Origin of the sequence: Rhodopirellula islandica (assembly GCF_001027925.1) — a bacterium.
In the GTDB taxonomy this organism is placed as follows: domain Bacteria; phylum Planctomycetota; class Planctomycetia; order Pirellulales; family Pirellulaceae; genus Rhodopirellula; species Rhodopirellula islandica.
This window is the reverse complement of record NZ_LECT01000006.1, coordinates 237108-259408: the sequence shown is the minus strand read 5'-3', so window position 1 is coordinate 259408 and position 22301 is coordinate 237108. Positions and strand designations below refer to the sequence as shown.

At 56.6% G+C, this 22301-nt stretch carries 20 protein-coding genes; 11 read left to right on the top strand and 9 right to left on the bottom strand.

The genetic code is table 11. From position 1 onward, the window contains the following. Positions 1-518 precede the first annotated feature (518 nt). Positions 519-2054: a TolC family protein gene (locus RISK_RS02450; protein WP_236695963.1), complete on the bottom strand. Its 1536-nt coding sequence runs from the start codon at positions 2052-2054 to the stop codon at positions 519-521. Between the two features lie 416 nt (positions 2055-2470). Between RISK_RS02450 and RISK_RS02445 the strand changes: the two genes are divergently transcribed. From RISK_RS02445 to RISK_RS02435, 3 genes are all read left to right on the top strand, one after another. After that, the gene (locus tag RISK_RS02445) at positions 2471-3745 is read left to right on the top strand and encodes an SGNH/GDSL hydrolase family protein (protein WP_047812629.1); all 1275 of its coding nucleotides are present in this window, start codon (positions 2471-2473) and stop codon (positions 3743-3745) included. Positions 3746-3914: 169 nt separating this feature from the next. Further along, the gene (locus RISK_RS27835) at positions 3915-4391 is read left to right on the top strand and encodes a PepSY domain-containing protein (RefSeq protein ID WP_053061025.1); all 477 of its coding nucleotides are present in this window, start codon (positions 3915-3917) and stop codon (positions 4389-4391) included. 280 nt (positions 4392-4671) lie between these two features. After that, positions 4672-5226 carry a sugar O-acetyltransferase gene (locus tag RISK_RS02435; protein WP_047812733.1) on the top strand — a complete coding sequence of 185 codons (555 nt, stop codon included), beginning with the start codon at positions 4672-4674 and terminating at the stop codon, positions 5224-5226. Positions 5227-5343: 117 nt separating this feature from the next. Here RISK_RS02435 and RISK_RS02430 read toward each other — a convergent pair whose 3' ends face one another. Beyond that, positions 5344-6018, bottom strand: coding sequence for a hypothetical protein (locus RISK_RS02430; RefSeq protein WP_047812628.1), 675 nt, complete (start codon positions 6016-6018; stop codon positions 5344-5346). 382 nt (positions 6019-6400) lie between these two features. Between RISK_RS02430 and RISK_RS02425 the strand changes: the two genes are divergently transcribed. After that, on the top strand, positions 6401-6880 hold the full coding sequence (locus tag RISK_RS02425; protein WP_047812627.1) for a hypothetical protein: 480 nt from the start codon (positions 6401-6403) through the stop codon (positions 6878-6880). A gap of 151 nt (positions 6881-7031) precedes the next feature. Here RISK_RS02425 and arsS read toward each other — a convergent pair whose 3' ends face one another. Together arsS and RISK_RS02415 are read right to left on the bottom strand one after the other, a co-directional pair. Further along, a complete protein-coding gene (arsS, locus tag RISK_RS02420; protein WP_047812732.1) occupies positions 7032-8099 on the bottom strand; it encodes an arsenosugar biosynthesis radical SAM (seleno)protein ArsS in 1068 nt (355 codons plus the stop codon). 95 nt (positions 8100-8194) lie between these two features. Further along, positions 8195-9370, bottom strand: a complete 1176-nt coding sequence (locus RISK_RS02415; RefSeq protein WP_047812731.1) for a methyltransferase domain-containing protein — start codon at positions 9368-9370, stop codon at positions 8195-8197. A gap of 406 nt (positions 9371-9776) precedes the next feature. Between RISK_RS02415 and RISK_RS02405 the strand changes: the two genes are divergently transcribed. From RISK_RS02405 to RISK_RS02390, 4 genes are all read left to right on the top strand, one after another. After that, positions 9777-10628 (top strand): DUF547 domain-containing protein, encoded by an 852-nt coding sequence (locus RISK_RS02405; RefSeq protein WP_047812730.1) that lies wholly within the window; start codon positions 9777-9779, stop codon positions 10626-10628. A gap of 173 nt (positions 10629-10801) precedes the next feature. Continuing rightward, complete coding sequence (locus RISK_RS02400; protein ID WP_053061024.1) at positions 10802-12529, top strand: LTA synthase family protein; 1728 nt, start codon at positions 10802-10804, stop codon at positions 12527-12529. A 241-nt stretch (positions 12530-12770) separates the two neighbouring features. After that, positions 12771-13331, top strand: a complete 561-nt coding sequence (locus RISK_RS33480; protein WP_083434726.1) for an anti-sigma factor family protein — start codon at positions 12771-12773, stop codon at positions 13329-13331. A gap of 160 nt (positions 13332-13491) precedes the next feature. Beyond that, on the top strand, positions 13492-14277 hold the full coding sequence (locus RISK_RS02390) for a glycosyltransferase family 2 protein (RefSeq protein WP_047812624.1): 786 nt from the start codon (positions 13492-13494) through the stop codon (positions 14275-14277). Between the two features lie 25 nt (positions 14278-14302). Here the strand turns inward: RISK_RS02390 and RISK_RS02385 are convergent, their stop codons facing one another. The 3 genes from RISK_RS02385 to RISK_RS02375 form a co-directional block, all read right to left on the bottom strand. Beyond that, the gene (locus RISK_RS02385) at positions 14303-15016 is read right to left on the bottom strand and encodes a Crp/Fnr family transcriptional regulator (protein WP_047812623.1); all 714 of its coding nucleotides are present in this window, start codon (positions 15014-15016) and stop codon (positions 14303-14305) included. Positions 15017-15146: 130 nt separating this feature from the next. Next, a complete protein-coding gene (locus RISK_RS02380; RefSeq protein WP_047812622.1) occupies positions 15147-15404 on the bottom strand; it encodes an anti-sigma factor family protein in 258 nt (85 codons plus the stop codon). Between the two features lie 15 nt (positions 15405-15419). Beyond that, a complete protein-coding gene (locus RISK_RS02375) occupies positions 15420-16019 on the bottom strand; it encodes a sigma-70 family RNA polymerase sigma factor (protein ID WP_047812621.1) in 600 nt (199 codons plus the stop codon). 344 nt (positions 16020-16363) lie between these two features. Between RISK_RS02375 and RISK_RS02370 the strand changes: the two genes are divergently transcribed. Both RISK_RS02370 and RISK_RS02365 read left to right on the top strand, forming a co-directional pair. Beyond that, complete coding sequence (locus tag RISK_RS02370) at positions 16364-17326, top strand: methyltransferase family protein (RefSeq protein WP_047812728.1); 963 nt, start codon at positions 16364-16366, stop codon at positions 17324-17326. Further along, positions 17323-18486, top strand: a complete 1164-nt coding sequence (locus RISK_RS02365; protein ID WP_047812620.1) for an AAA family ATPase — start codon at positions 17323-17325, stop codon at positions 18484-18486. Before RISK_RS02370 ends, RISK_RS02365 begins: the two co-directional genes overlap by 4 nt. A 183-nt stretch (positions 18487-18669) precedes the next feature. Here RISK_RS02365 and RISK_RS02360 read toward each other — a convergent pair whose 3' ends face one another. Both RISK_RS02360 and RISK_RS02355 read right to left on the bottom strand, forming a co-directional pair. Next, on the bottom strand, positions 18670-21234 hold the full coding sequence (locus RISK_RS02360) for a serine/threonine-protein kinase (protein ID WP_053061042.1): 2565 nt from the start codon (positions 21232-21234) through the stop codon (positions 18670-18672). Next, positions 21231-21836 carry an RNA polymerase sigma factor gene (locus tag RISK_RS02355; protein ID WP_047812618.1) on the bottom strand — a complete coding sequence of 202 codons (606 nt, stop codon included), beginning with the start codon at positions 21834-21836 and terminating at the stop codon, positions 21231-21233. Before RISK_RS02355 ends, RISK_RS02360 begins: the two co-directional genes overlap by 4 nt. A gap of 85 nt (positions 21837-21921) precedes the next feature. Here RISK_RS02355 and RISK_RS31265 point away from each other — a divergent pair, with 85 nt between their 5' ends. Further along, positions 21922-22215 carry a hypothetical protein gene (locus RISK_RS31265; protein WP_150122467.1) on the top strand — a complete coding sequence of 98 codons (294 nt, stop codon included), beginning with the start codon at positions 21922-21924 and terminating at the stop codon, positions 22213-22215. Positions 22216-22301: the final 86 nt, after the last annotated feature.

Genomic DNA, 22301 nt, shown 5'->3' with positions numbered 1-22301 from the left:
AGCGGGCAGTCGCGTTGGATGAGTGACTCAGACGGGGCGGATGTTCGCCACAAACATCCGCTGGGATTGTCACCCCGCGGTCCAATGCCTGCTCCAATCGACTCGACGACTGCCATTCTACCAATGATTTCGACACTCAACATCTCGCCGATAGCGGCCAGCCAATCAGGATGCCGGCCGAGGTTGTGACAGCGAGACCCACGCACTCTCGCTTCGATGCCACCCTTCAAGCAAGCGATGTGCCGCTCCATGATGCCAGCCGCCGTTCAGCAGTGGACGGGCCGGCATGGCCCACTCAAACGGGCATCTGGCGCGCCGGCGATGCAAAGGATCACGCCGTTGCCTTGGCTGTGAACCGACGAGCGTTGGAAAGTTTCTGTCCATGGGCGTGAACAGCTTTTGTCTCCCAACACTCCACGTCGGCTGAGCGCGATTCAGCCGACGTTCATGACTTGCCCGCCCCGGGTGACTCGCTGCAGGAGTCCTCCGAACACCGCGAAAGCAGACTTTGGTTTTGCCTACTGCCCGCCGAAGGATGCACCGCGGATGCCATCCCCGTCGGTGTAGTCGGTTGGCGAATCCAGTCCGCCGGTCAGCAACAGACCGTCCATTTTGGAGGCGGCTTGGGCCAGGTTCCCGCGGGCCTGGATCAAACGAATCGAAGACTCGTAATAACTGCGTCGAACAATCAGAACCTGCAAGAACTCCAGCTCGCCAGCACGATAGGCTTCCTCGGACAGTTCCAGACTCTTCTTCGCTTGCGGAATGATTTCATCTTCGTACTTGCGAACCGATTTCATCGCCGAGTCAAATTCCTGTGCCGCACGGGCCAAACGCGAGCGGATGGATTGTTCAATGCGTTGGACTTCTTGAGTCGCTCGAACATAGTCAGCGTACGCCGCGGAAATGTTCCCGGAGTTCTTGTTCCAAACCGGAATTGGAGCCGACAACTGCAGGTTGAGCATCCCGTGTTCGGTCGCCTCGTCGTAGCCTGCTCCCAGTTGAGCGGTCACATTGGAGATCGGCTGCGCCTTTTGACGCCGCACGAGGGCTTGCTTCTCGCACACGATCGCTTGGGCGGCGGTGAGCTCTGGACTCTGCGCCAAGATTTCCTGGTAGGTGGTTTCCCAGTCCGGAGTCGTCAGTGGAGTGTCCAGTTCGGCCACCAATCTGGCGGGCGTCGACACTTGCAGCCCAGCGATGGCGGCCAAGTCTTTCCATGCACCCTGGTATGCCACCTCAGCTTGTTCTGCCGCCAACGTGACTTCGCTCAGCAGCGTTCGTGCTTGCAGCGTTTCAATCAACGTGCCTTCTTCCGCATTCTGACGGTCTTCGGCGACCTGCACACCACGAAGTGCCACACCAGCAAACTGCCGCGTCGCGTCGACTTGTTGTTGGGCGGCGATCGCTTCGAAAAAACGCACGCGAACATCCGTCAAAACACGGTACCGCTGCGTCTCACCCTCAGCCGCCTGAGCTCGTTGGGTGTGACCGAGCACTTCTCGGTTGAGCCCCAACTTGTTGCCTCGCACAAATTCCTGTTCGACATAGATGCCGTGTTGGTCGGTGCCCCGGTCAGCAATCTGCTGCCCAAAGTATCCCAGCGTCGGGTTGGGGCGAGTCCCAACCTGCGAACGCAAACCAGCCGCTTTGCTGGTGGTTGCGTGGGCCGATTGAATGGCAGGGTTGTTGCCCAAGGCCATCGCTTCGATGTCAGCGAGTGTGTAGACCGCCGCATCGGAGACCTCGCCCTCGTTGGACATGCCCTCGGCTTCCCATGGCTCAGCCCGCTCAATGACAAATGTCGGGAACGATGGCGGATCGCCAGTGTGCGAGTCCGCATCACCTTCGCCGCTCACATCAACCTGTTCGTCGTCGAAGTACGCGACCGTTTCGACCGAGGGTGGTGCGGCATCATCCACCGACACAACCTGCGAAGGCAGAGGCTCGATGTTCGCCTGACGGACCACATGCTTGGACGGGACGTTCACTCCCGCACAACCAGAAATCGCCAGCAGGCATGAGAGCGTGATTGGAAAGGTGAGCTTGGTCATGGCATCCGTGCACAGCAAGAGAGTGATTGAGAACCAGCGAAACGCCCCCGCTTCCATGCTGGTTGGATTTTCGTTGTGTTTGTTGTGAATGCCTTGTTGGGATCAATCGGTTGAACCGCTGCGAACCTTTGCAACAGGACGATCGAAACGATTGAAACACCCCTGAGAGGCCCGGCGAACCCATGCAGCTGAAGCAGCTGTTCCAGCTAGAAAAACCCTTGCAGCTAGAAAATTTTGCCAAGAGCTGCGTGAACACGGCCTCCTAAGCCTGCCCTGGCTGCTTCCACATGTGGTTCCAGTGCGTTCCACCCGGCTGAGATGAGCGATCACCAGCGAGCAGAATTCCGTTCCAGTAAGATGTGCAACCTGCCTTTGACGCCCTCCAGTCATTCCTCCCTCCTGCCCCCACCTTGTCGATGCCCCCAATCATTCGCCTCCTCGGTCTCCTGACGTTTCTCTCTGTCCCCGCGGTCCAGGCCCACGGGGACTTCCCTCTTCGCGAAGCAGTCGAATGTCATCCACGGGCTGGGCTGCCAAACTTCATCGCCAAAGTCGAGGCAGGCGAGACCGTTCGCGTGGCCTACCTCGGTGGCAGCATCACAGCCGCTCCCGGTTGGCGGATTCAATCGCGTGAGTGGCTCCAAGAACAATTCCCCAACGCCACCGTGAATGAGATCCATGCCGCGATTGGTGGAACGGGATCGGACCTGGGTGTGTTTCGTCTGCAGCGGGATGCGTTGCAACACGACCCGGATTTGCTGTTCGTGGAGTTCGCCGTCAACGATGGCGGAGCTGCGCCGGAGCGAATCCACCGTTCCATGGAAGGCATCATCCGGCAAACCTGGGCTGCCAACCCTTCGACGGACATCTGTTTTGTTTACACGCTCACGCAGCCCATGCTGCCTGATTTGAAAGCTGGCAAGATGCCTCGCGCCGCCAGTGCCATGGAAGATTTGGCCGATCACTATTCGATCCCATCCATTCACTTCGGCGTCGAAGTCGCGCGTTTGGAATCAGCGGGCAAACTCATTTTCAAAGCTCCGAAGCCTGCCGACATGGCCACGGAACCGATGGTCTTCTCGACCGATGGCGTCCACCCCCATGTCGAAACGGGGCATCGTCTCTACACCGAGGCAATCGCCCGCTGTTGGCCACAGATCACCGCAGCAAGCCAAGACGCAAAGCCTCATGCGATCGAAAACCCACTCCGCGAGGACAACTGGGAACAAGCCAAGATGGTGGCGATCCAACCCCAGATGTTGACCGGGAACTGGACCAAGCTCCCCTCCGATCACTCCTTGGCCCAACGCTTTCAACGAAACATGCCCGAGCTCTATCAAGCCAACGAACCCGGTGCCCGTTTGGAATTTGTGTTTGAGGGAACCAACGCGGGAGTGTTCGACCTCCTTGGTCCGGACGGCGGCGAAGTCCGCGTCTTTCTCGATGGCAAGGAAGTCACCCGCAATCGAATCGATGGCTATTGCACCTACCACCGCATGGCAACCCTGAACGTTGGCTCAGAATTGGAACCAGGCCAGCACACCGTCAAAATCGAACTGACACCGAAGCAACTCGACAAACGCGAAATCCTCTTTGAACGCAACCGAGGCGATTTCGATGCCAAGCCCGACAAGTACCAGGACCACACCTGGTATGCCTCCTCGGTGATGTTGATCGGCGACTTGAAGTGAGCCGCGATCGGCAGCTCAACCAGCCTGCCAAGGAAGCTGAAGCAAACTTTAACTTCGCTTCAGCCACACTTCATTCAGCTTGCATACCATTTTCTTCCGTCGACTGGAGAACCGGAATCCCCTGTTCTCGCAGTCGCTGGAATTCACTTCCCATTCAAGGAGTCAGAAAATGAAATTGCTACTGCTGAGTTCTCTCGTCGCCACAATGCTCGTCCCGCTCGGCTTGACCACCACCAACGTTGTCAACGGACAATTCGCTGGCAGCACGCGGCTCTCGGTGATCGAAATTGTCCAGAATCTAGAAAAAGATGGATACGGTCCGTTCACGGAACTCTCGAGGGATGACGGCAATTGGGAAGTCGAAACGCACAAGGGTAACGAGTCCGTTGAATTGATGGTCGATCCCTACAGCGGCAAAGTGCTTTCTGAACATCACGACGATCCCGACACACCGCCACCCGCGGGCGCGATGCCGCTGTCGAAGTTGCTCAAAACGGTAAGAAAGAACAGCAACACTCAACCGATCCACGAAGTCTCGTTCGAACGCCGCTACTGGGAAATCGAAGCGTTCCGAAATGGGCAAAAGCGAGAATTGCATGTTGATCCGATCACAGCCAAAATCATCGCGGATCGCATCGATGACTGACACGGCCTCTTTCGAAAGAGGCCACACACCTTCTTTCCCGGGAGATATCGATTTCATTGCCAACGTTTTCGACGCGTCCTTCTCTGAGGACGCGAACCGTAGTGGACGAGGCAACGAATCCTTCCCCACGCAAGGGACTCGTTGCCTCGTCCACTACCCAATGCTGTCATTGCGACTTCCCGGAGGGAATGCAGAGGGTAGCCGGCGGTCGAGCGAAGCGAACACCGCCGGGAAGGGATCCATCCCCCAAAAAAACTCCCTCGAAAACAGACATGCCCCGATGAAATCCGAGAGAGAAAAAATGCTCGCCAGCGAGCTGTATGACCCGAACGACCCTGAGTTGGCGGAAGCCCGCATGGTCGCTCGCGAACGTTGCCATCAGCTCAACCACAGCTCGCCTCGCGAAGAAGCACTTCGCCGCAGCATTCTGAAGAAACTGTTCGCCAGCGGTGGCGATTCCGTCTGGTTGGAACCTCCGTTTCACTGCGACTACGGGACGAACATCCATCTCGGCAAGCAGGTCTACTTCAATTTCGATTGCGTGATCCTGGATGTCTGCGAAGTGCGGATCGGAGACTTTGTCTTCATTGCTCCTGGCGTCCACATCTACACGGCAACGCATCCTCTCGAATCACACCTGCGACGAACCCAAGAGTATGGCAAACCAATCACCATCGGGAACGACGTTTGGATCGGCGGGAAAGCAATCTTATGTCCGGGCGTCACCATCGGCGACCGCAGCGTGATCGGTGCCGGCAGCGTGGTGACCCAAGACGTGCCGGTTGGATCCCTGGTCGCTGGCAATCCAGCCAAGCTGATCCGATCAATCACTTAGCACGATCTTCTCTCTGCGTTGAATCGCGACGATCGACCTCCATGCCTCCATCCATCCATCCATCCACCGTTCACTTAAACGATGAATGGATCCACCACCGATCAACCAGTGCGTCACCTATTTGGTCACGTCGTACTTGGCTGGGTTCTGGTTGAACATCTGCTGTTGTTTCTCGCCTGGGAATTGATAACGCATCCCACGATAGAAACTCGTGAAAGCTGGATTCCCTGCCATGTCCTGATTCATTTCCACTTTGCAAACGGAACATTTCCCGTCCAACGCAAGGTCCGCGTTCTCGTACTTGGCCTTGTCGGCCTCAAACATCGCCTTCGCTTTTTCATTGGCGAACAAGTAGAGGCGATCATTGTGCATGCTGGAGAACTGCACGTTGCCAGGAACCCGTTTGTGCATTTCGACCAAGGCCACCACACAATCGCCTCCCAGCGCAGGGGTGAACTGAGCTGGGTTGCTCAAGAACATTTTCTTTTGTTCTTCGCTTGGAAAGAGGTAGGTCTTTCCATCATGTTTGACCGAGAACTGCGGATCACCCTTGACCCACTGTTTCATCTTGATCACGCAAACAGGGCAGTAGCCTTGCAAACCAACCGCATTTCCTGCGGCGTGATTCCCGGCGACTTTTGTCCCGCTTCCCGCGGCGCGAGGCGGAGCGGTTCGGGTTCCGGACTGAGCTGCCGCGGTCTGAGCTGCCATCGTGGCTGGCAGCAACGCCAACGCTGCGATCAGGATGCCTCGGATCTGAATTCCGTTGCCGAGCGAGTGACTTGTGTTCATGGCTTTCTTTTTTGACTTGTGAAAGGAAGGGGTTTCTTGCCTGCGTCGATGACGAAGAGCCCGTGGATTCCTTACACGGAAATCCTGTTTTTTTTCGCACTCCGTCCTTCAGGATAGAAAAAGGTAGAAAGCGAGCGTTCAGAGGGGGGGAAGTACGTCGAGTCGTCGGCACATGCTTCCAGGACGCGTGAAAGCCTGCTTCCCCATCTTCTCCGGTGCATCAACGACCCACCCGAAAGAGAGGTTCTTTCGCTGAGAAAAGATTCAAGAACTGTGACATCACTCACATCCTCGCGGCGGATGGCGAACCAGAATCCGCATCAGTTAAGTCACGGGACATGGAGCTGTGTCCCAGAGGAACCCTTGTCGATAAGGAACGAAGATGAAATTTGGATGGAAGTACTCGATGGTCGCTTTGGCGGCTCTGTTGGTTTGTGCCATGAGCAGTGATGTCAGTGCACAAAGCGGGTCCTGTGGAGCCGCCTGTGCCGCGGCACGGACGGTGTCGCCCCAGGTGATGTATTCCACACCTTCGACGACGAGAATGTACACGTCGACTCAAGCAACACCGATTGCGGTTGGATCAGGTTGTGCATCGGGCAACTGCGGTGGCAACGTTGTCACATCCCACTCCATTGCCCAGCCAACGATCCACTACTCGACCCCCGTTTCGACGCCCATCTCGGCGACAGTCAACTCGGTTCACACCAGTTACGCCCCGAGCTATCAGGCCACCCAGGGTGTGCCTGTCTCGTCCGTGCCCGCCACTTCATGGCAAGGTGCCCGATACCAGACCTACTCGGCACCAACTTGTTCCGGTGGCAACTGCTCTGCGAATCGAGTTTATCGCCAACGCCGCTGAGTGCCGCACGCTTGCAATGGCCCCCTAAAACGCGATCGTCAGAGGCGATCGTGTGTTGGGTTGAACAGTGTCCCCGACGGTTTCTGGACCAGCGGGGACCGAGGTGTCCAAGCCTGCTTTGCAAATCCCCGGGACGCTCGAAGTGAGTCAATCAAGAAGCAAACTCCGACTGCGGTTTCAACACCGCCCCCTGACAACTTGAGCCGCAACCCGCTGTGCACCCAAAGCAATGGCGCCCGGTCATGATCGTCCGACTCGTGAGCCGTTCGGCATCGAAATCGTGAATGGTCCCGGGCATCCCCGGTTCCAGTTCAATGTTCAACATCTGATTGAAATCACAATCAAACAGTCGCCCTTGCCAATCCACCGACACCATCGATCGGCACATCACCCCATCGACCGTCAGCGGATTGAATTGATCAATCAACGTCTGCAGATACTCGTCGAGTTTGCCTTGCTTCAACAGGTCATCTAAGAATCGGCTGATGGGCAAATTGGTGATCGTGTGCAACTCTGAAAACACAATGTCGTAGCGAGACTTCAGTTCACGTCGATACGTTGCTTCCAATTCATCTTGCAGCGGTGGCAAGGCGAGCCCAATGGGGTTGTAAACCAGCGACAACTTCCGGCGTGATCCAGGAATGCCATACCCCAGTGAGTTCAGACGGCGCAAGGCATCGATGGATCGTCGAAACACACCGTCGCCACGCTGACTGTCACAGTTCTCTTCCAGGTAACAGGGCAAAGAAGCCACCACCTCCACATCATGATCGGCCAGGAACTCAGGCAAATCTTTGAATCCGTTGGCCATCAAGATCGTCAAGTTACAACGGTCAATCACACGTCGACCGAGCTTGTGAGCCTGCTCAACGATCCAACGGAAATGGGGATTCATTTCTGGAGCGCCGCCGGTGATATCCAGCGTTGGGATGTCATGGCTGGCCAGCACGTCGATGATTTGCTCCGCCGTTTCTCGTGACATGCTCTCGCGACGGTCTGGACCGGCATCCACGTGGCAATGAGTGCAAGTTTGGTTGCACAATTTCCCAACATTGATTTGCAGCACTTCGATGCTGGTGGCGCGAAGCTTCCCCAATCCGCTGGCCTGCATTTTCTGGTTGAAGGTGGGCTGCCGAGGCGTCCCCTCTCCCTCCAGAATTTCTCGCTGCATCGCTGCGTTGGCGAGTTCGCTCTTGCTTCGTAAAAGTGACAGTTGCATGGTATTTTCCTTGGTGAACGAGACGTTTCGCTTGGGACAATCAACGGCGGCAATGAGCCCTGGTTCGAAAACCGGGAGACAGCCATCAGCACGAACTAACAGCAACGGTCTTCCCCACCGCAGTCACCTGTCTCTTCCGTGGTGGCGTGGTATTCCAACCCTTTCGTTTCTCGCGGATGACGGCGTGCGTTGCGTCCGCAGTCGAACGGCGGGGCATCTTCCAAGGCGACCTCTTCACGAGGTGCGATCGCGTCAAACATGTTGACATACGGTTCTTGCTGAAGCAGGCGGTACGTCTTGTCACACACAGCCATCCGCTCCCCGCGAAAGTAGGTGTGACCATCATCATCCTGCACCTTCTTGAAGGGCCCGCGATACGCAACCGCTTGCCCACGCTCCCAACAGGGACCTTGCTTTCCCTTGTAGGCCACGACCGTCACCGAACGGAACTCGATTCCCTCCACCGTTCGCCACGGTTCACTTTGTCGCTTGACGATCTCGATGCCGTGAAAGCCAGCTTCTTCAAACGCTTTCAGAAATTCGTCTTCTCGAAACGCTCCGGTGATGCAACCCGACCAAAGCTCTGGGTCTTGCTGCAATCGTTCGGGCACGGATTCGTCGCTGACGATGTCGCTGATGGCGGCCCGCCCACCGTTCCGCAAAACACGAAAGATCTCGCGGAACAATTCTCGACGATCTTGTTGCCGGACGAGATTCAAAACACAGTTGGAGAGCACACAGTCAACCGATTCATCAGCGACCAGTGGTCGTTCGCGACGCAAGCGTTCTTCCGTGTGACGAAGAGCGAGATAGCCCGCCGGATCGCTGACCGGGTTGCCTGACAATTCGTCGGCCAACAGATCCAAATCCAGTGCCAAGTCCTGAATCAAACCATAACGAAAGTCCACGTTGGCATACCCGATTTTCTCCGCCACAGTTGGTGCATGCTTTCGAGCAAGCCCCAGCATTTCGCGGTTGCAATCCACCCCAATGACTCGTCCCCTAGCGCCCACGGATTGAGCCGCGATGTAGCACAACTTGCCACCCCCGCTGCCCAAATCCAACACCGTTTCTCCTGACCGAACATACGGTGTCGGATCACCGCAACCATAATCTCGTTCGATAATTTCCTCAGGGATCACCTTCAGCAAATCAGCCGAGTAGGTCACCGGGCAGCAGAGCGCTGGCTCGACAGCCTGAGCAGCAGCGGCGTACCGCTCATACACCGATGACTCGGTGCCCTGGGTTGCGTCCAACAATGTCGCTTTCATCGTGCCGACTTCCTTTCGGATGCGAGTTGCAGTTGCCACGCTCAACAAGAGCAGGCCATTCGCCGAGGAAGACGGTGACGCCCGAACTTCCTTACACGATCCAGAAAAAGATTTCCTACGGTCGCTCAGGTTCATCGCAACCCCAGCCCATCGAGGACCTCCCAACTCACCCCGTCTTCGGTGGGTGCATCGTCTGGCCTGACAACAAAAGCCCCATCGGTCTCGGCGACGACATGCCATCCAAAGCATCCCCGACCGTCCTGTTGGATCGAAGTGTGGTGACTCTCACAGACACACGGGGATTCCGATGCCATTGTGGGGCGGACATTGGATTCCAGTCGTCATTCCACGGGACATGGCGATCTTGGAATTCGCCTCAGCCCCCTCAATGAATGGAGTCCTTCCGATGAAAAAGTCAGTGCTGTTGTTCGCCTTCTTCACCATGGCGACGATCTTGTCCACCGAAAACAGCTTGGCTGGAGCCAAGGTGAACGTCGGACAAAACGTTCCGGCACGGCAGCAGATCTCGATGGACGAAATCACTCCCAGCCAATGGGATGCCTTGCTGAAGAAATACGTCAATGAGAAGGGCGAGGTCAACTACGCGGCCTGGAAACAATCTGCGGAGGACATGCAAACCCTGGATGCGTTCCTCTCTCATTTGTCATCCGCCAACCCCAACGCGCAGGCGAGTGTTCCCGCCAAGTTGGCATTCTGGATCAATGCCTACAACGCGGTGACCGTCCGAGGCATTCTCCGAGAATACCCCACCACCAGCATCAAAAATCACACCGCAAAACTGTTTGGTTACAACATTTGGAATGACCTGCTGTTGACGGTTGGAGGCCAGCCGTTTTCGCTGAACCAAATGGAGCACGAGGTGCTACGCAAAATGGGTGAACCGCGGATCCACTTTGCAATCGTCTGTGCATCTCGCGGTTGCCCGCGACTGCTGAACGAAGCGTACACCGCCACTCGCCTGGAAGCACAATTGACTACCAACACCAAAGTCTTCTTCGCCAACCCCAACAACTTTCAGTACGATCCGGCACAGCAACTGTTTCGGTTGTCTTCCATCCTCGACTGGTTCGGCAGCGACTTTGGCAGCGATCAAGCGGCCCAACTGCGCAGGATCTCTCCCTACCTTCCGTCTCAACAGGCAGCCACCGCGGCGGCGGCAGGCGTCGGGACCGTCCGGTACTTGGACTATGACTGGGGACTGAACGACCAAGCCTCCTCATCCAACGCACGCCGTTGACCATTTGGCTCGGGTGAATCCACTGACGCGTGTGGGGTCCGCTCGGGACCACACCGGGCCAAGCATGCCCCACGCCGTCCCACCCCAACTTGGTTTCTCGCCGCCTCGCCAATCCGACGAGGCGGCTCACGGACCTGGCACGGTTCCTCAGCGCAAGAACTCAGAGCACAAAATTGACGGGCGAATCAACACAAACGGAGGAGGCAACATCCAAGCAGGACTTTCGCCTGTTGGTCATCCTCGCAGGGTGGTCGACTTGCCTTTACGGAATCATCGCGATCCTGAGCTGGCAATTCGACTTTGACAGCATCCCGACCGATCGCCCGATCGTGGCCGTGCTTTGCCTGTTCGCGGTTGGGTTTGCGTGCTACCTCGGAGCGATTCGGATTGCGTGGCGCCCCCAGTCGGATCCACGGACCCTCCAACTCATCATCGGCTCCGCGATCGTGTTCCGTGTCGTGATGCTGTTCTCACTGCCAATTCAAGAAGTCGACATCTATCGCTACCTGTGGGACGGTGCGGTCAGCACTGCCGGTGTCAGTCCTTTTCGCTACAGCCCTCAACAAGTCCGGCTTACCGAATCTTCGCCCCAAGAGGAGAACGCTCTCCGGCGACTGGCCGAGATGCGAGAGGAAGATCCAGCAATAGCAGAAATTTTGCACCGAGTGCATTTCTCTGAACTGCCGACGATCTACCCTCCCACCAGTCAAGCGGTGTTTGCCGCGGCCAATCTCACGACGCCTTCCTCCTCGTCGCTGCTGACGCGATTGTTTGTCATGAAGGCATGGTTCATCGGATTCGACCTGGCAACCTTGCTGGTCGTGATAGCACTCCTGCGTCAACTAGCACTCCCCACCGGGCTGTGTGTGATCTATGCCTGGTGCCCGTTGCTTTTGAAGGAGGTGGCCAACAGTGGGCATTTGGATGCCATCGCAGTGTTCCTGACAACACTGAGCGTGTACATGTTCGTCCGCTGCCTCGGCTGCCAAGCGGTCCCTGAATCCGGCCGAAGATTGATCGATCCAGGACGGTTGAGTTACGCCGTGCTCGCGGGCGTTGTGTTGGCATTCGCGGTCGGTGCGAAATTGTACCCCATCGTTCTGGCACCCCTGATCCTGCTTGCCTTGGTCCGTCGACGAGGCTGGCGTTTCACGCTCGTTCCCGCAGCCACCTTCATCATCACAACCCTGGCCTTGCTTTCGCCAATCGTCCCCTCCCAACCAGCGACTGCCGGTGAATCACAAGCTCACGATCCCAGTCTCGGCGTCGTGACGTTTCTTCGGCGATGGGAAATGAACGACTTCCTGTTTTTAATCGTCATCGAGAACCTGAAACCAACGGCACAACGAGGGCCACATGAAACCGCATGGTTCACTGTGATCCCCGAATCGGCTCGCGAATCGATGGTGGACTCAGTCAGCGCACAACTCAACCTGGCTCCTGCTGAGGTTCCGTTCCTCATCTCACGTGCCATCACGGCGACGATTTTCATGATCATCGCCGTCACGTTGGCATGGCGATCGACGCCCCAAAATCCCAAGAGTTTCTGTGAGTCCGCGTTCCTGACCATCGCTTGGTTTTGGTTGCTCTGCCCGACGCTGAACCCCTGGTATTGGACATGGGCTCTGCCCCTGCTGCCGTTCACCCGAAGCCGTGTGTGGCTCGCGCTCAGCGGCCTTGTGTTCCTCTACTACCTGAGATTCTGGCTGGACGCTCACTTCCCAACGACCGCGGTGCTTCGTTCCCCTTACACCGGAGCAGCCTTCTTTGATTTCGTCGTCACCTGGATCGAGTTTGGTCCCTGGTTTGTGGCCTTGGCCATGGGGTTTCTGATTCGGTTCCATCTGAAATCGACACGTGCTTCCATCCTCCCTCGGCGAACGCGCTGTCAATCGCACTGAAGCGACGGTTTCGGTCGGCCAACCCCACGCCCGGAATGCAAATCCTCGCCACCCAGCGAACGATGAGCAGCAGCTCTCCTGGCCATTCAGAAGGTTCCCTCATGACGAACCGCGGTCAGAACCACTTCCACCGCAATGCGGTCAGCAAACCACACACAGTGGAGACTCATTGTCGATGCTACGCAGCCACGCATGAACCAAGTCCCTCGCTCCTGTGAGATTCTGCACAGACGCCTGTTCGATGCGCGGCGAGGATTGCAACAGCCGCTGGAAGAGTGATCGCTCTCAGGAAGGCTCCCTGCCACACCCCACACCATTGAGGAATGAGTTCATGGCCCGCCAAGACAGAGCCCGCCCAAACGCCGAGTCGTCTTCCCAATGGGGCGTATGCGCAACAGGTACGCTCAGCGATTTGCAAAATCAACTCGAAGCCGCACGATGGCGCAAGACCCGAGTTGGCATTGGCATTCCAATCGCCACCGTGCTGCTGCTCGCGATCAGCGTTGGGACCGCCCGTGAATCCGTCCGTTCATTCCGGTCAGAAAAACCAATTCAAGAGTTTCATTTCGAAGGGATTCGATGCAGCGAATTCCAGGCTTCCATGACTCAGTTCGCTGCCAAACAACTTCCACCCGCCCGACACAACCAGCTCAACGCTCATCTCCAACAGTGTTCCGCTTGCCAAGCCGAACTGAATGCAATGCAAGCGACCAGCACGCCCATCGCAAAAAAACAGAATCGAAACAATCCAGCCATCCGTTCCCAAACTCACAGATCCCTGCTTGCTTCCAACTTAGATTGACACTCGCAGACCACAAAGGTCAGTGGTCCAAAGGTTGCACACGTTCCTCGGTTCATGCCATTCAGCATGAGTGTGACGGACCTCACAGAACTCAACTTGCCCGCCTGCGAGGATGAAGCGATCTGCAATCAAACACATCCCCATCGCCTAAGCTGAGAAGATGAACGAGCTCGACCGCTACCTGCGAGAATCGGTTTGGGTCGTCATCCCAGCACTCAATGAAGAAGAATCCATTGGACTGGTCTTGCGTGACTTGCCCTGCGTCGCCGGCGTGATCGTGGTCGACAACGGTTGCACGGACCAAACGGCCGTCATTGCTGAGCAAGCCGGTGCGTTGGTGGTGCGGGAACCGCAACGCGGGTACGGCGCGGCCTGCCTCCAGGGCCTGGCAAAACTGGACGCCATGGTCCGTGAAGGCAAAGCGAACCCCCAATCGGTTGCCTTCGTCGACGCGGACTACAGCGACCACTCCGATCGCTTGCCGGAATTGGTCCGTCCGATCGCAGACGCGGACGCGGACTTCGTTCTTGGATCCCGACTGCTGGGCGAACGCGAACGAGGCGCCATGCCTCCCCAGAGTGTTTTCGGAAACAAACTCGCCTGTTTTTTGATGCGAGTGCTGTTTGGCATTCGGCACACCGATCTTGGCCCCTTTCGCGTGATCGACTACCGCCGTCTCGGTGAACTCCAGATGCAAGACCAAAACTTTGGCTGGACAATCGAAATGCAAATCAAAGCCTCGAGGCTTGGGCTGCGTTCGCTTGAAATCCCAGTGCCATATCGCACTCGAGTTGGGACCAGCAAAATCAGCGGCACTTGGAGCGGCACCTTCAAAGCGGGATACAAAATCCTGTTCACAATCGCGAAACATGGCTTCCTGCAGCGTTCGAGCTTCCCACGGGTGTCGCTCCCGAAATCCGCGATGCCCTGCTCAACCGAACGTTGAGACCGCTCGCATTTCGTCCCCGCGCTCAGCACGCCCCCATGTGCGTTGGCGTTTTGCGGTGCACGGACTCTGCCAATCGATCAGCTTGAATCAACGTGATGCGTTGCCGTCCCAAGTCGACCATCCCCTCCGACTTCAATTGACCGAGCAAGATGGTGACGGTTTCGCGAGTGCTGCCCATCAAATTCGCGATTTCTTGGTGAGCGAGTTTGATGCGAAGGTGAATGCCCTCTGAATTGCGGATCCCAAATTGCTCCGCCAGATCCAGCAACAGATGAACCAAGCGATCTCGATTGGAAAGAAACAACAGGTTCTTCAAACGCCGTTCAACGCGATGCCGACGCAATCCGATCATCTTTGTCAAAGCAATCGAAACATCGTGATTGGCGACCATCAACTCTTGAATCGCGGTGGCAGGGATCATCACCACCGTCGACTTCTCCACCGCTTCGACGTATTCCTCCCGCTGCTCCGCTTCGAAAAGAACCAGCTCACCAAACAGCTCACCCGGCTCAACGAACGCCAGAATGGACTGCTTTCCATCGCTGGTCAGGTTGCAAACCTTGACCAGCCCACTGGCCAGCAAGAATACGCAGTCCGCGGCCTGGCTCGGCAGATAGACAGGACTCCGAGCGGAAAATGCTCGCGACCGACATCGCGATTCGAGTTGCTCCAATTGGCTTGGTTTCAGCTTTGTGAACAGCTCATTCGTTTTCAAATGCCAGATTTGCTGCGGCACGCTGGTCCCCTCTCCACCAAGTTGCTTCGGCCGACCAAGTCACACGCTATGACCTGATGCTCGCGAAGTTCCTCGATAGACGAGCCAACGTGCGTTTCCTTACAGAAAAAAGAAATTCCCCGCTGAGTGCCTAACCTCGCGATTTCATGGCGTCCACGATTCGTTGTTTCGCGGCGGCGGACAACTCCACCGTTTTGGACATCTCTTGATCAGGCGAAGGCTCGGGTTGCTCGGAAAGTCGCTCTCGAAGGACCATCTGGTCACGGCGAAAGGCGGAACAAAGCCGGCACATGCGCAGATGAATCCAAACCGAAATCCGCTGCCCAATGGGCAAGGGACGGTCGAGCGATTCCGACACGAGTTGGGAGACTTCTTTGCACGACAACATGACGGCCCAGTTCGGCTAAACCTTTTCTTGAAGCCAACGCACTTTGATGCAATTGGCGAGACGAAGACGTGCGCGATGCAGCAACACCCATAGATTCGACGCACTGATCTCCAATTCCTTACAAATTTCTTCCGTCTCCAGTCCTTCCAGCTCTCGCAGCTCAAAAACCCGAGACTGACGGTCAGGTAGCGAGTGAAGACACGTTTGAAAAACGGGCCAAAACTCCTGCCGATCAACCGCATCAAGTGGTTCCAGCAAGGTTTCCCGGACATTTGGGTTCCACTTCCCACTGCGGTCAAAAAAGGTGTCCCATTGATCACGTGTGTCCGGTGGATCAGCCTGCCCCTCAGGCTGAGCGGACCGGTTCCGTTGCCGAACGAAGTCGATGACCTTCCGCTTCAGGATCCCCATCAGCCATCCCTGCTGTGATCCCACACCCGAAAACTGGTCCTGATGCTCCAACCCAGCCAGGAATGTTTGCTGCACAACCTCCTCAGCAAATTCCGGATTGCGCAGCCGCGACAGAGCATAGCGAAACAGAGCGTCGCCATACTCGTTCACCCAAGCCGACGGATCGCGACTGAGGTTGGGATCGGGCAATTCAGATTGTTCCATTCGATTCCAAACACGAGAAAAACACTTCGGACGATCCTAGCAGAAACGTCCCATGCTTCTGTGAGCAATTTCACAACTAAGCCTGATCAGGTCAACGCCTTCCCACGTCCGGCCAAGCAGGCCGGCAGACATGAGCGGGCATAACCACGCGAGCCGTTTGGGCGTTCGCCCCGGTTGCACGTGGGAACAACAGCGATTACCAAAACGGTCCAAACGCTGAAAGACTCCTGCCAACCTGCTCAGCACGTTTGAGTTCCAGCGACATCCCTGGACACGGCTGCGTCAAGCCATTCCATTCGGCGAACAACTTCTCATGGGATCATTTCTCGTCCGTCGGAGTCAACGTGACCAACAGTGACGATCGGCAACCGAGCAACCGCGAAACAACGGTGAGAGACACTCCCGTTCGGATTGTCTCCGCCTATCTCGTCGTGCAAGCCATTGGCACGCTGGCGTGGTGGATCTTGTTGCTTGTCTATCCGGCCAGCATCCCGTGGTTTCAGCCCGCCGCTTGGCCGAATGGTGCACTGCTTTCGTTTTGGATGGCGGACTTCGTGTTGATCATCGCTGGCTCACTCTTGGCCGCGATTTGCGTGTGGCGTCAAGCGTCTTCGGCCACCACTTTGGTTTGGATTGTTGCAGCGATCACTTGGTACCCAACCTTGGTGTGCATCGCGACCAGCCTGCAAACCGGAGAAGCTTGGATCGCATCGGCGATGATGGTTTGCATGGCTGGGTTGTCGCTTTCCATGGCAACGATCCATGGAAACACGTCGCAATCTCCCGCCACGATTCGCGTTGCTTCGATGAGTTCCGCTGTGGCAACCGCGTTGACTCTGGTGCAAACCGTGATCTTCTGGGGGACGTTTCTGTGGGTGCTGCCGCTGGGAATCGTTGAACTGCAACTTCGACTCGGATGGCAAGTGTTTCAACATCCGCTGCAGTCACCATTGTCCGGTGGTTTGTTTCTTGTTGCATCGTCGCTTGGGCTATGGAGCGGCATCACGATGGCGATTCGCGGCGATGGCACGCCTCTGCCCACGGCCACCGCACCTCGTTTGGTGATCGCCGGTCCGTACCGCTACGTGCGCAACCCGATGGCACTCGCGGGCATCGTTCAAGGCATCGCGGTGGGATGGTTTCTCGGCAGCCTTCCTGTCATTGTTTACGCCCTGTGCGGGGCAGTGGTCTGGCACGTCTTTGTGCGTCCCGTCGAAGAACGCGATCTTCAGATTCGGTTCGGGGCAGACTATCATCGCTACCAGAAACACGTCCGACTCTGGATCCCCACGGTGCCTTTCTCTTGATCCACCGCATTGCAATCGCCGGCTACCGTTCGATCCGCTCGCTGACCGTGCGACTGGGTGAGTTGACGGTGGTCACCGGACCAAATGGAAGCGGCAAAACGAATCTGTATCGTTCGCTGCGTTTGATCGCCTCCGCAGCCAATGGCAACCTCAACCAATCGTTGGCGGAAGAAGGCGGATTTGAATCGGTCCTTTGGGCTGGCCCAGAGACGATCCCCAACGAAATGAAACGGGGTGAGGTTCCCTTGCAAGGAACCTTGCGTCGAAAACCCATCGCATTGAAACTCGCCTTCTCCGCCGATCCGATGAGCTACTGCATCGACCTTGGGATCCCGGTTCCCTCCCAGTCCATGTTCGATGGTGACCCTGAGATCAAACGCGAATGCATCTGGACGGGGCCGACGCCGGACGCCAGATCGCTGTGCGTTGATCGCAAAGGAGCGAACTTGCGATGCCGATCGGGGAAAGGCAAATGGCAAGACATCGATTTGCATTTGTCTCGCGGGACAAGCCTGATGACCGAGTACGCCGATCCTTTCGCGGCTCCCGAGATCATCGTGATGAAGGAGCAGTTGCGGGGATGGAGGTTTTACGACACGTTCCGATGTGACTCGCACGCGCCCGCTCGACTGCCATCGCCTCAGACGTTCACTCCGGTGATGGCCAACGATGGATCCAACTTGGCCGCGGCACTGCAAACGATCCGTGAAATCGGCGACAGCCACATTGTCGAACAAGCCATCGAAGAAGCCTTCCCTGGATCGCAACTTCACGTGCAATCCGGCGAGAGCGGCATGCAAGTCGTGCTGACTCAGCCTGGCATGCTGCGTGGTCTCACGGCGAGAGAATTGTCCGATGGCACGCTGCGGTATCTGCTATTGCTGGCCGCATTGTTCTCACCGCGACCACCGGAGTTGTTGGTGCTGAACGAACCCGAAACCAGCTTGCACCCGGACCTGATCGGACCGCTGGCAAACATGATCTGCCGAGCCGCCGAGCGAAGCCAAGTCATTGTCGTCAGTCATAATCAACATCTCGTTGCCCAACTGGAACGGGATGACATCTGTGTGCCGGTGCGCCTGAACAAGGAGACGGGTGAAACCATCGTCGAAGGAACCGACTTGCTGAGCCAGCACGGATGGAAGTGGCCGGCGCGGTAGGCGTTGCCTTTGTGGGTGGATGACGCGGCAGAACGCTTTGTTGATTCGGTGAGATCGGGTGCGAATTGACGGGCGTCGTGGAACAATTGGGGACAATTGTTCTACATTTTTGCGGGAACTCGTAGGTCCGACGCTCAACTGAACCCAACATCACTTCGGTTCAAAATCTGCCCGAAAATCATTCTATCCTGAAAAGACCTCCGACACTCGCTCGAAAACACTCTTCGTGCCGGATCGAATGAGGACCAAACCAACCCCCAACTCAAAATCAAGATTCAGCGGGCTTTCAGACAGCCCCTCAGCGACTTGAATTTCCTGTTTCTTCCCCTTCATTGGTGGCCGCGTGGGTTCAACATCCTGATCAACAACCGTGATCGACAAATCATCCACCCAAAGGCGACCAGCCCCAGAGAGAATCGCACCAAACGTCAGCACCGATGCATCCTTGGGAACGTCCAAAACGATTTGCACTTCCTGCCAGTCATTGGTTCCCTCGATTCGGCGAGACTGCATGTTGTCGAACGCGACTGTCCCACGCTCGGCAGAATCGACTCGCAACCACAAGCCGGCAGCCTCCGTCTTGTCTGTCTTGATGAAACCGCTGAAACGGATCCGCTTTCCGGTGTACTCGGAAGCTTGAATCGCTTGGACGATCGTCCCGAAACTTGGCTGCCACGATTGACTGGTGCTTTCCAACGACGCACTGAACTCACCAGAGTGTTTGACTGACTGATCAACTAGCACTTGGTACCCAGCAGGACCGCCTCCCCAGTGCATTGGGAACCGATTCTCGAGTGGGTCGGTTGACTTAACATCGCCGTCATTCTCCGGTTGATTGTGCTCGTTGTCCCGATACAGCTCACTTCGATTTTCCTCAGTCATTTTCGCATCTCCGATTGTCCTCCTTTCGCCTGTTTCTAGATCCTTCAGGTGAAGATCCACCGTGTCCCCAGGAAAGTGATTCATTTCCCAAAGCAACTCGACCAAGTCCTCACTCAATCGCTTTTTCCATTTACGACCGTAAAGTGCTCGCGATTGCAGAACAAGGTTTGCGATGGTGAACTGATCCACACCTGACAGCTGATAGGTCTTGGACTCGAATTCAACCAAGACTTTTCCGTGGTCATATTCCATCCGAGTGAACGGAGAGATCTTGGGCGGTTCTTTGCCTTCCATTCGCCAGTCGCCCGCGCTGGGTCGATCGGAGGCTTCTGATGCAAGCAACGCGATCCTTGCCACCTGTGTCTGTCCACGTTGAATGACGACGGACTGGTCCAACACCTCGAACCCGTCCGCTTCACCGGCGATCTCGATCACGTACTCGCCCGCCTTCACTTCGACGGATGCACCGTCGCTGGTCACGGTCAATTCCTCAACAACCTCGCCTCCTTTGCGAATCACAATCGGCACGTTTGCGTCTGCGGAGCTTTCGATCCGGAGTGTTCCCTGGTCGGTCTGCAGGATGATGACGGTCGCGGCCCAAGCGAAGAAACCAAACATCCCGGCGGCAAGAACCCAAGGCAGCTTGCCATTGAAACGCCCGCCGATGCCGGAACGACTTGCCAGCGTCTTGGCATGCGGTGCGGACTCAGGTGCTCTGGCGTTGGCCGGATCCAGCAAATGAGCTTGCCAAGCTATCAACAACTCAGCGACTTCCGAAGAACTTTGGTAGCGTAGGTCGGGATCTTTGCTCAGCAATCTCGCCACAATCGTATCAAGCCACTCGGGAACATCTGGGTTGATTTGTCGAAGCGATCTTGGTTGGTCGTTGCCAATCCGGTTGAGAACTCCCATCGTCGTTTCCGCTCGAAACGGGCTGCGACCAGACAGCATGAAGTGGATCACGCTACCCAGCGAAAACAGGTCGCTGCGATGATCGATCGAATCCCCGTGGGCTTGTTCGGGAGACATGTACTGCGGCGTTCCCGCGATCACGCCACTGCGAGTCATGCTGGCGTCGTCTACCGCTCGAGCCAAACCGAAGTCCGTGATTTGGACTCGCTCGACGCCATTTTCCAGCAACACGTTGGCGGGTTTGATATCGCGATGCACCAAACCTTGCTCATGTGCAGCGGCCAAGCCATCGGCGATCTGCGACGCGATGCGGACGGTTTCGATCAAGGACAACGGGCCGTCGCGATCGACTCGTTGTTGCAGGCTCGGGCCATCCACAACCGGCATGACCAAGTAGGGCAGTCCCTCGTGTTCGTCGACCGTTTGAATTGGAACCACATGCGGATGAACCACCGCCGCGGCACTTTTGGCTTCCCGCGAAAAACGTTTGCGGGCGGCGGCGGACGTGGCCAACTCAGGTGCGAGAACCTTCACCGCGCAGCGCCGGCCAAGCGAGGTGTCCGTCGCTTCCATGACGATTCCCATCCCGCCGCGGCCAAGGATTTGATGAACCTCGAACCGTGCAAAACGGCCGATGGATCCGGGCGCGTCGGAAGGCTGAAGGAACTGAATCCAACTCGAGCGATCCTTGGCTTCGGGCTCGAATTCAAAGTCGTCCGAGCGGTGTTCGCCGCCGTTCGCAATCGGCTCCCGAAGCAACTCGCCGACTTCCTCCCACGTCACGTCATCGGTGACCAAACGCTCCACGTGAGCCTGACATTGCTCGCAGACCTCGATGTGCTGGGTGACCTCTTGCGTGTCCGCGTCCAAGCGGTCGTGGAGATAATCGTTGAGCGTTTCCCGATCGTAGTGAAGCCCACCGTCGTGCTTCTCATCTCGAATGCGTGCGATCATGCTTCCGTCTCCCACTGACCAGAAATTGCTTGAGCTTCTTGTTGCAAACGAGCCAACACGCGGCACTTTGCCATTCGCACGGATCCCTCGGACTTCCCGAGCGATTCCGCGACACAGGAGATGGATTTGCCCTCGACGGCCGTCATCCAAAAGGATTGCCACGTCGCGGGTGCCACATGCGGTTGCACACGATCAGCGGCGAGTTGGAATTGCTGACGACGCAGTTCGTGGTCGAACAAGGTGGCTGTTTCGTTCTCTCGTTCGGGTTGCTGCATCAACCACTGTTGAACATGACTGTCACCCGATCCGACCGGTCCCTTGGAACGCGTCAGATGATTGAGGGCCAAGTTGCGAGTGATTTGGAACAACCAAGCACGAAACGAACCGCTACCACGCGACTCGAACTTGGTCAGCGACCGTCGCACCGCCGCGAAAACGTCTTGCGTCAAATCTTCCGCATCCGCGTGCTGCAACCCTTTCGCCAAGGCGACCCGAACCACCAGCGGCCGATAGATCGTGACAAACTCCGTCCAAACTTCTTCCGAAGTCGGCTCATTCAGCTTGCCAATCAGCGACGCTCGTGTTTCCGGACCTTGCGACATTCTTTTCTCCTACCAGCCAAACACAGCGTTTCGAGATTTGTCACATGCAAATCCCGAAAGTTGACTCATCGACCAGTGAATGTTCGTGCAGCACATCGAACATTGGACCATCAAATCACTCCTGATTGGCGAGTTTGGATCGTTGAACTCGACGCTTTGCAGGAAGCGTTCCGAAGCGTTTTCTCGGACGAATCGTCGTTCGGTTCTCTCAACCACGGTTGAAATCGATTGGAACCTGCTGCATTTCCATGTTGATAACCAAGGCGTGAACCAGCAGCTTTTGCTTGCACATCGAAAAACGAATTTCGATCAGAAAAAGTTTGACCATCTCGTATCCCAAGCGTACAGTGAGTGGGTAGCAGACCCCTCTGCGGGGTGAACATCCGTCCGCTTCGGTCTTTCGATTGGGACGCGTGTCACTTGTGCCTGGGCTGCCTTTCAATCACGCAAACGGGAACAGGCAAA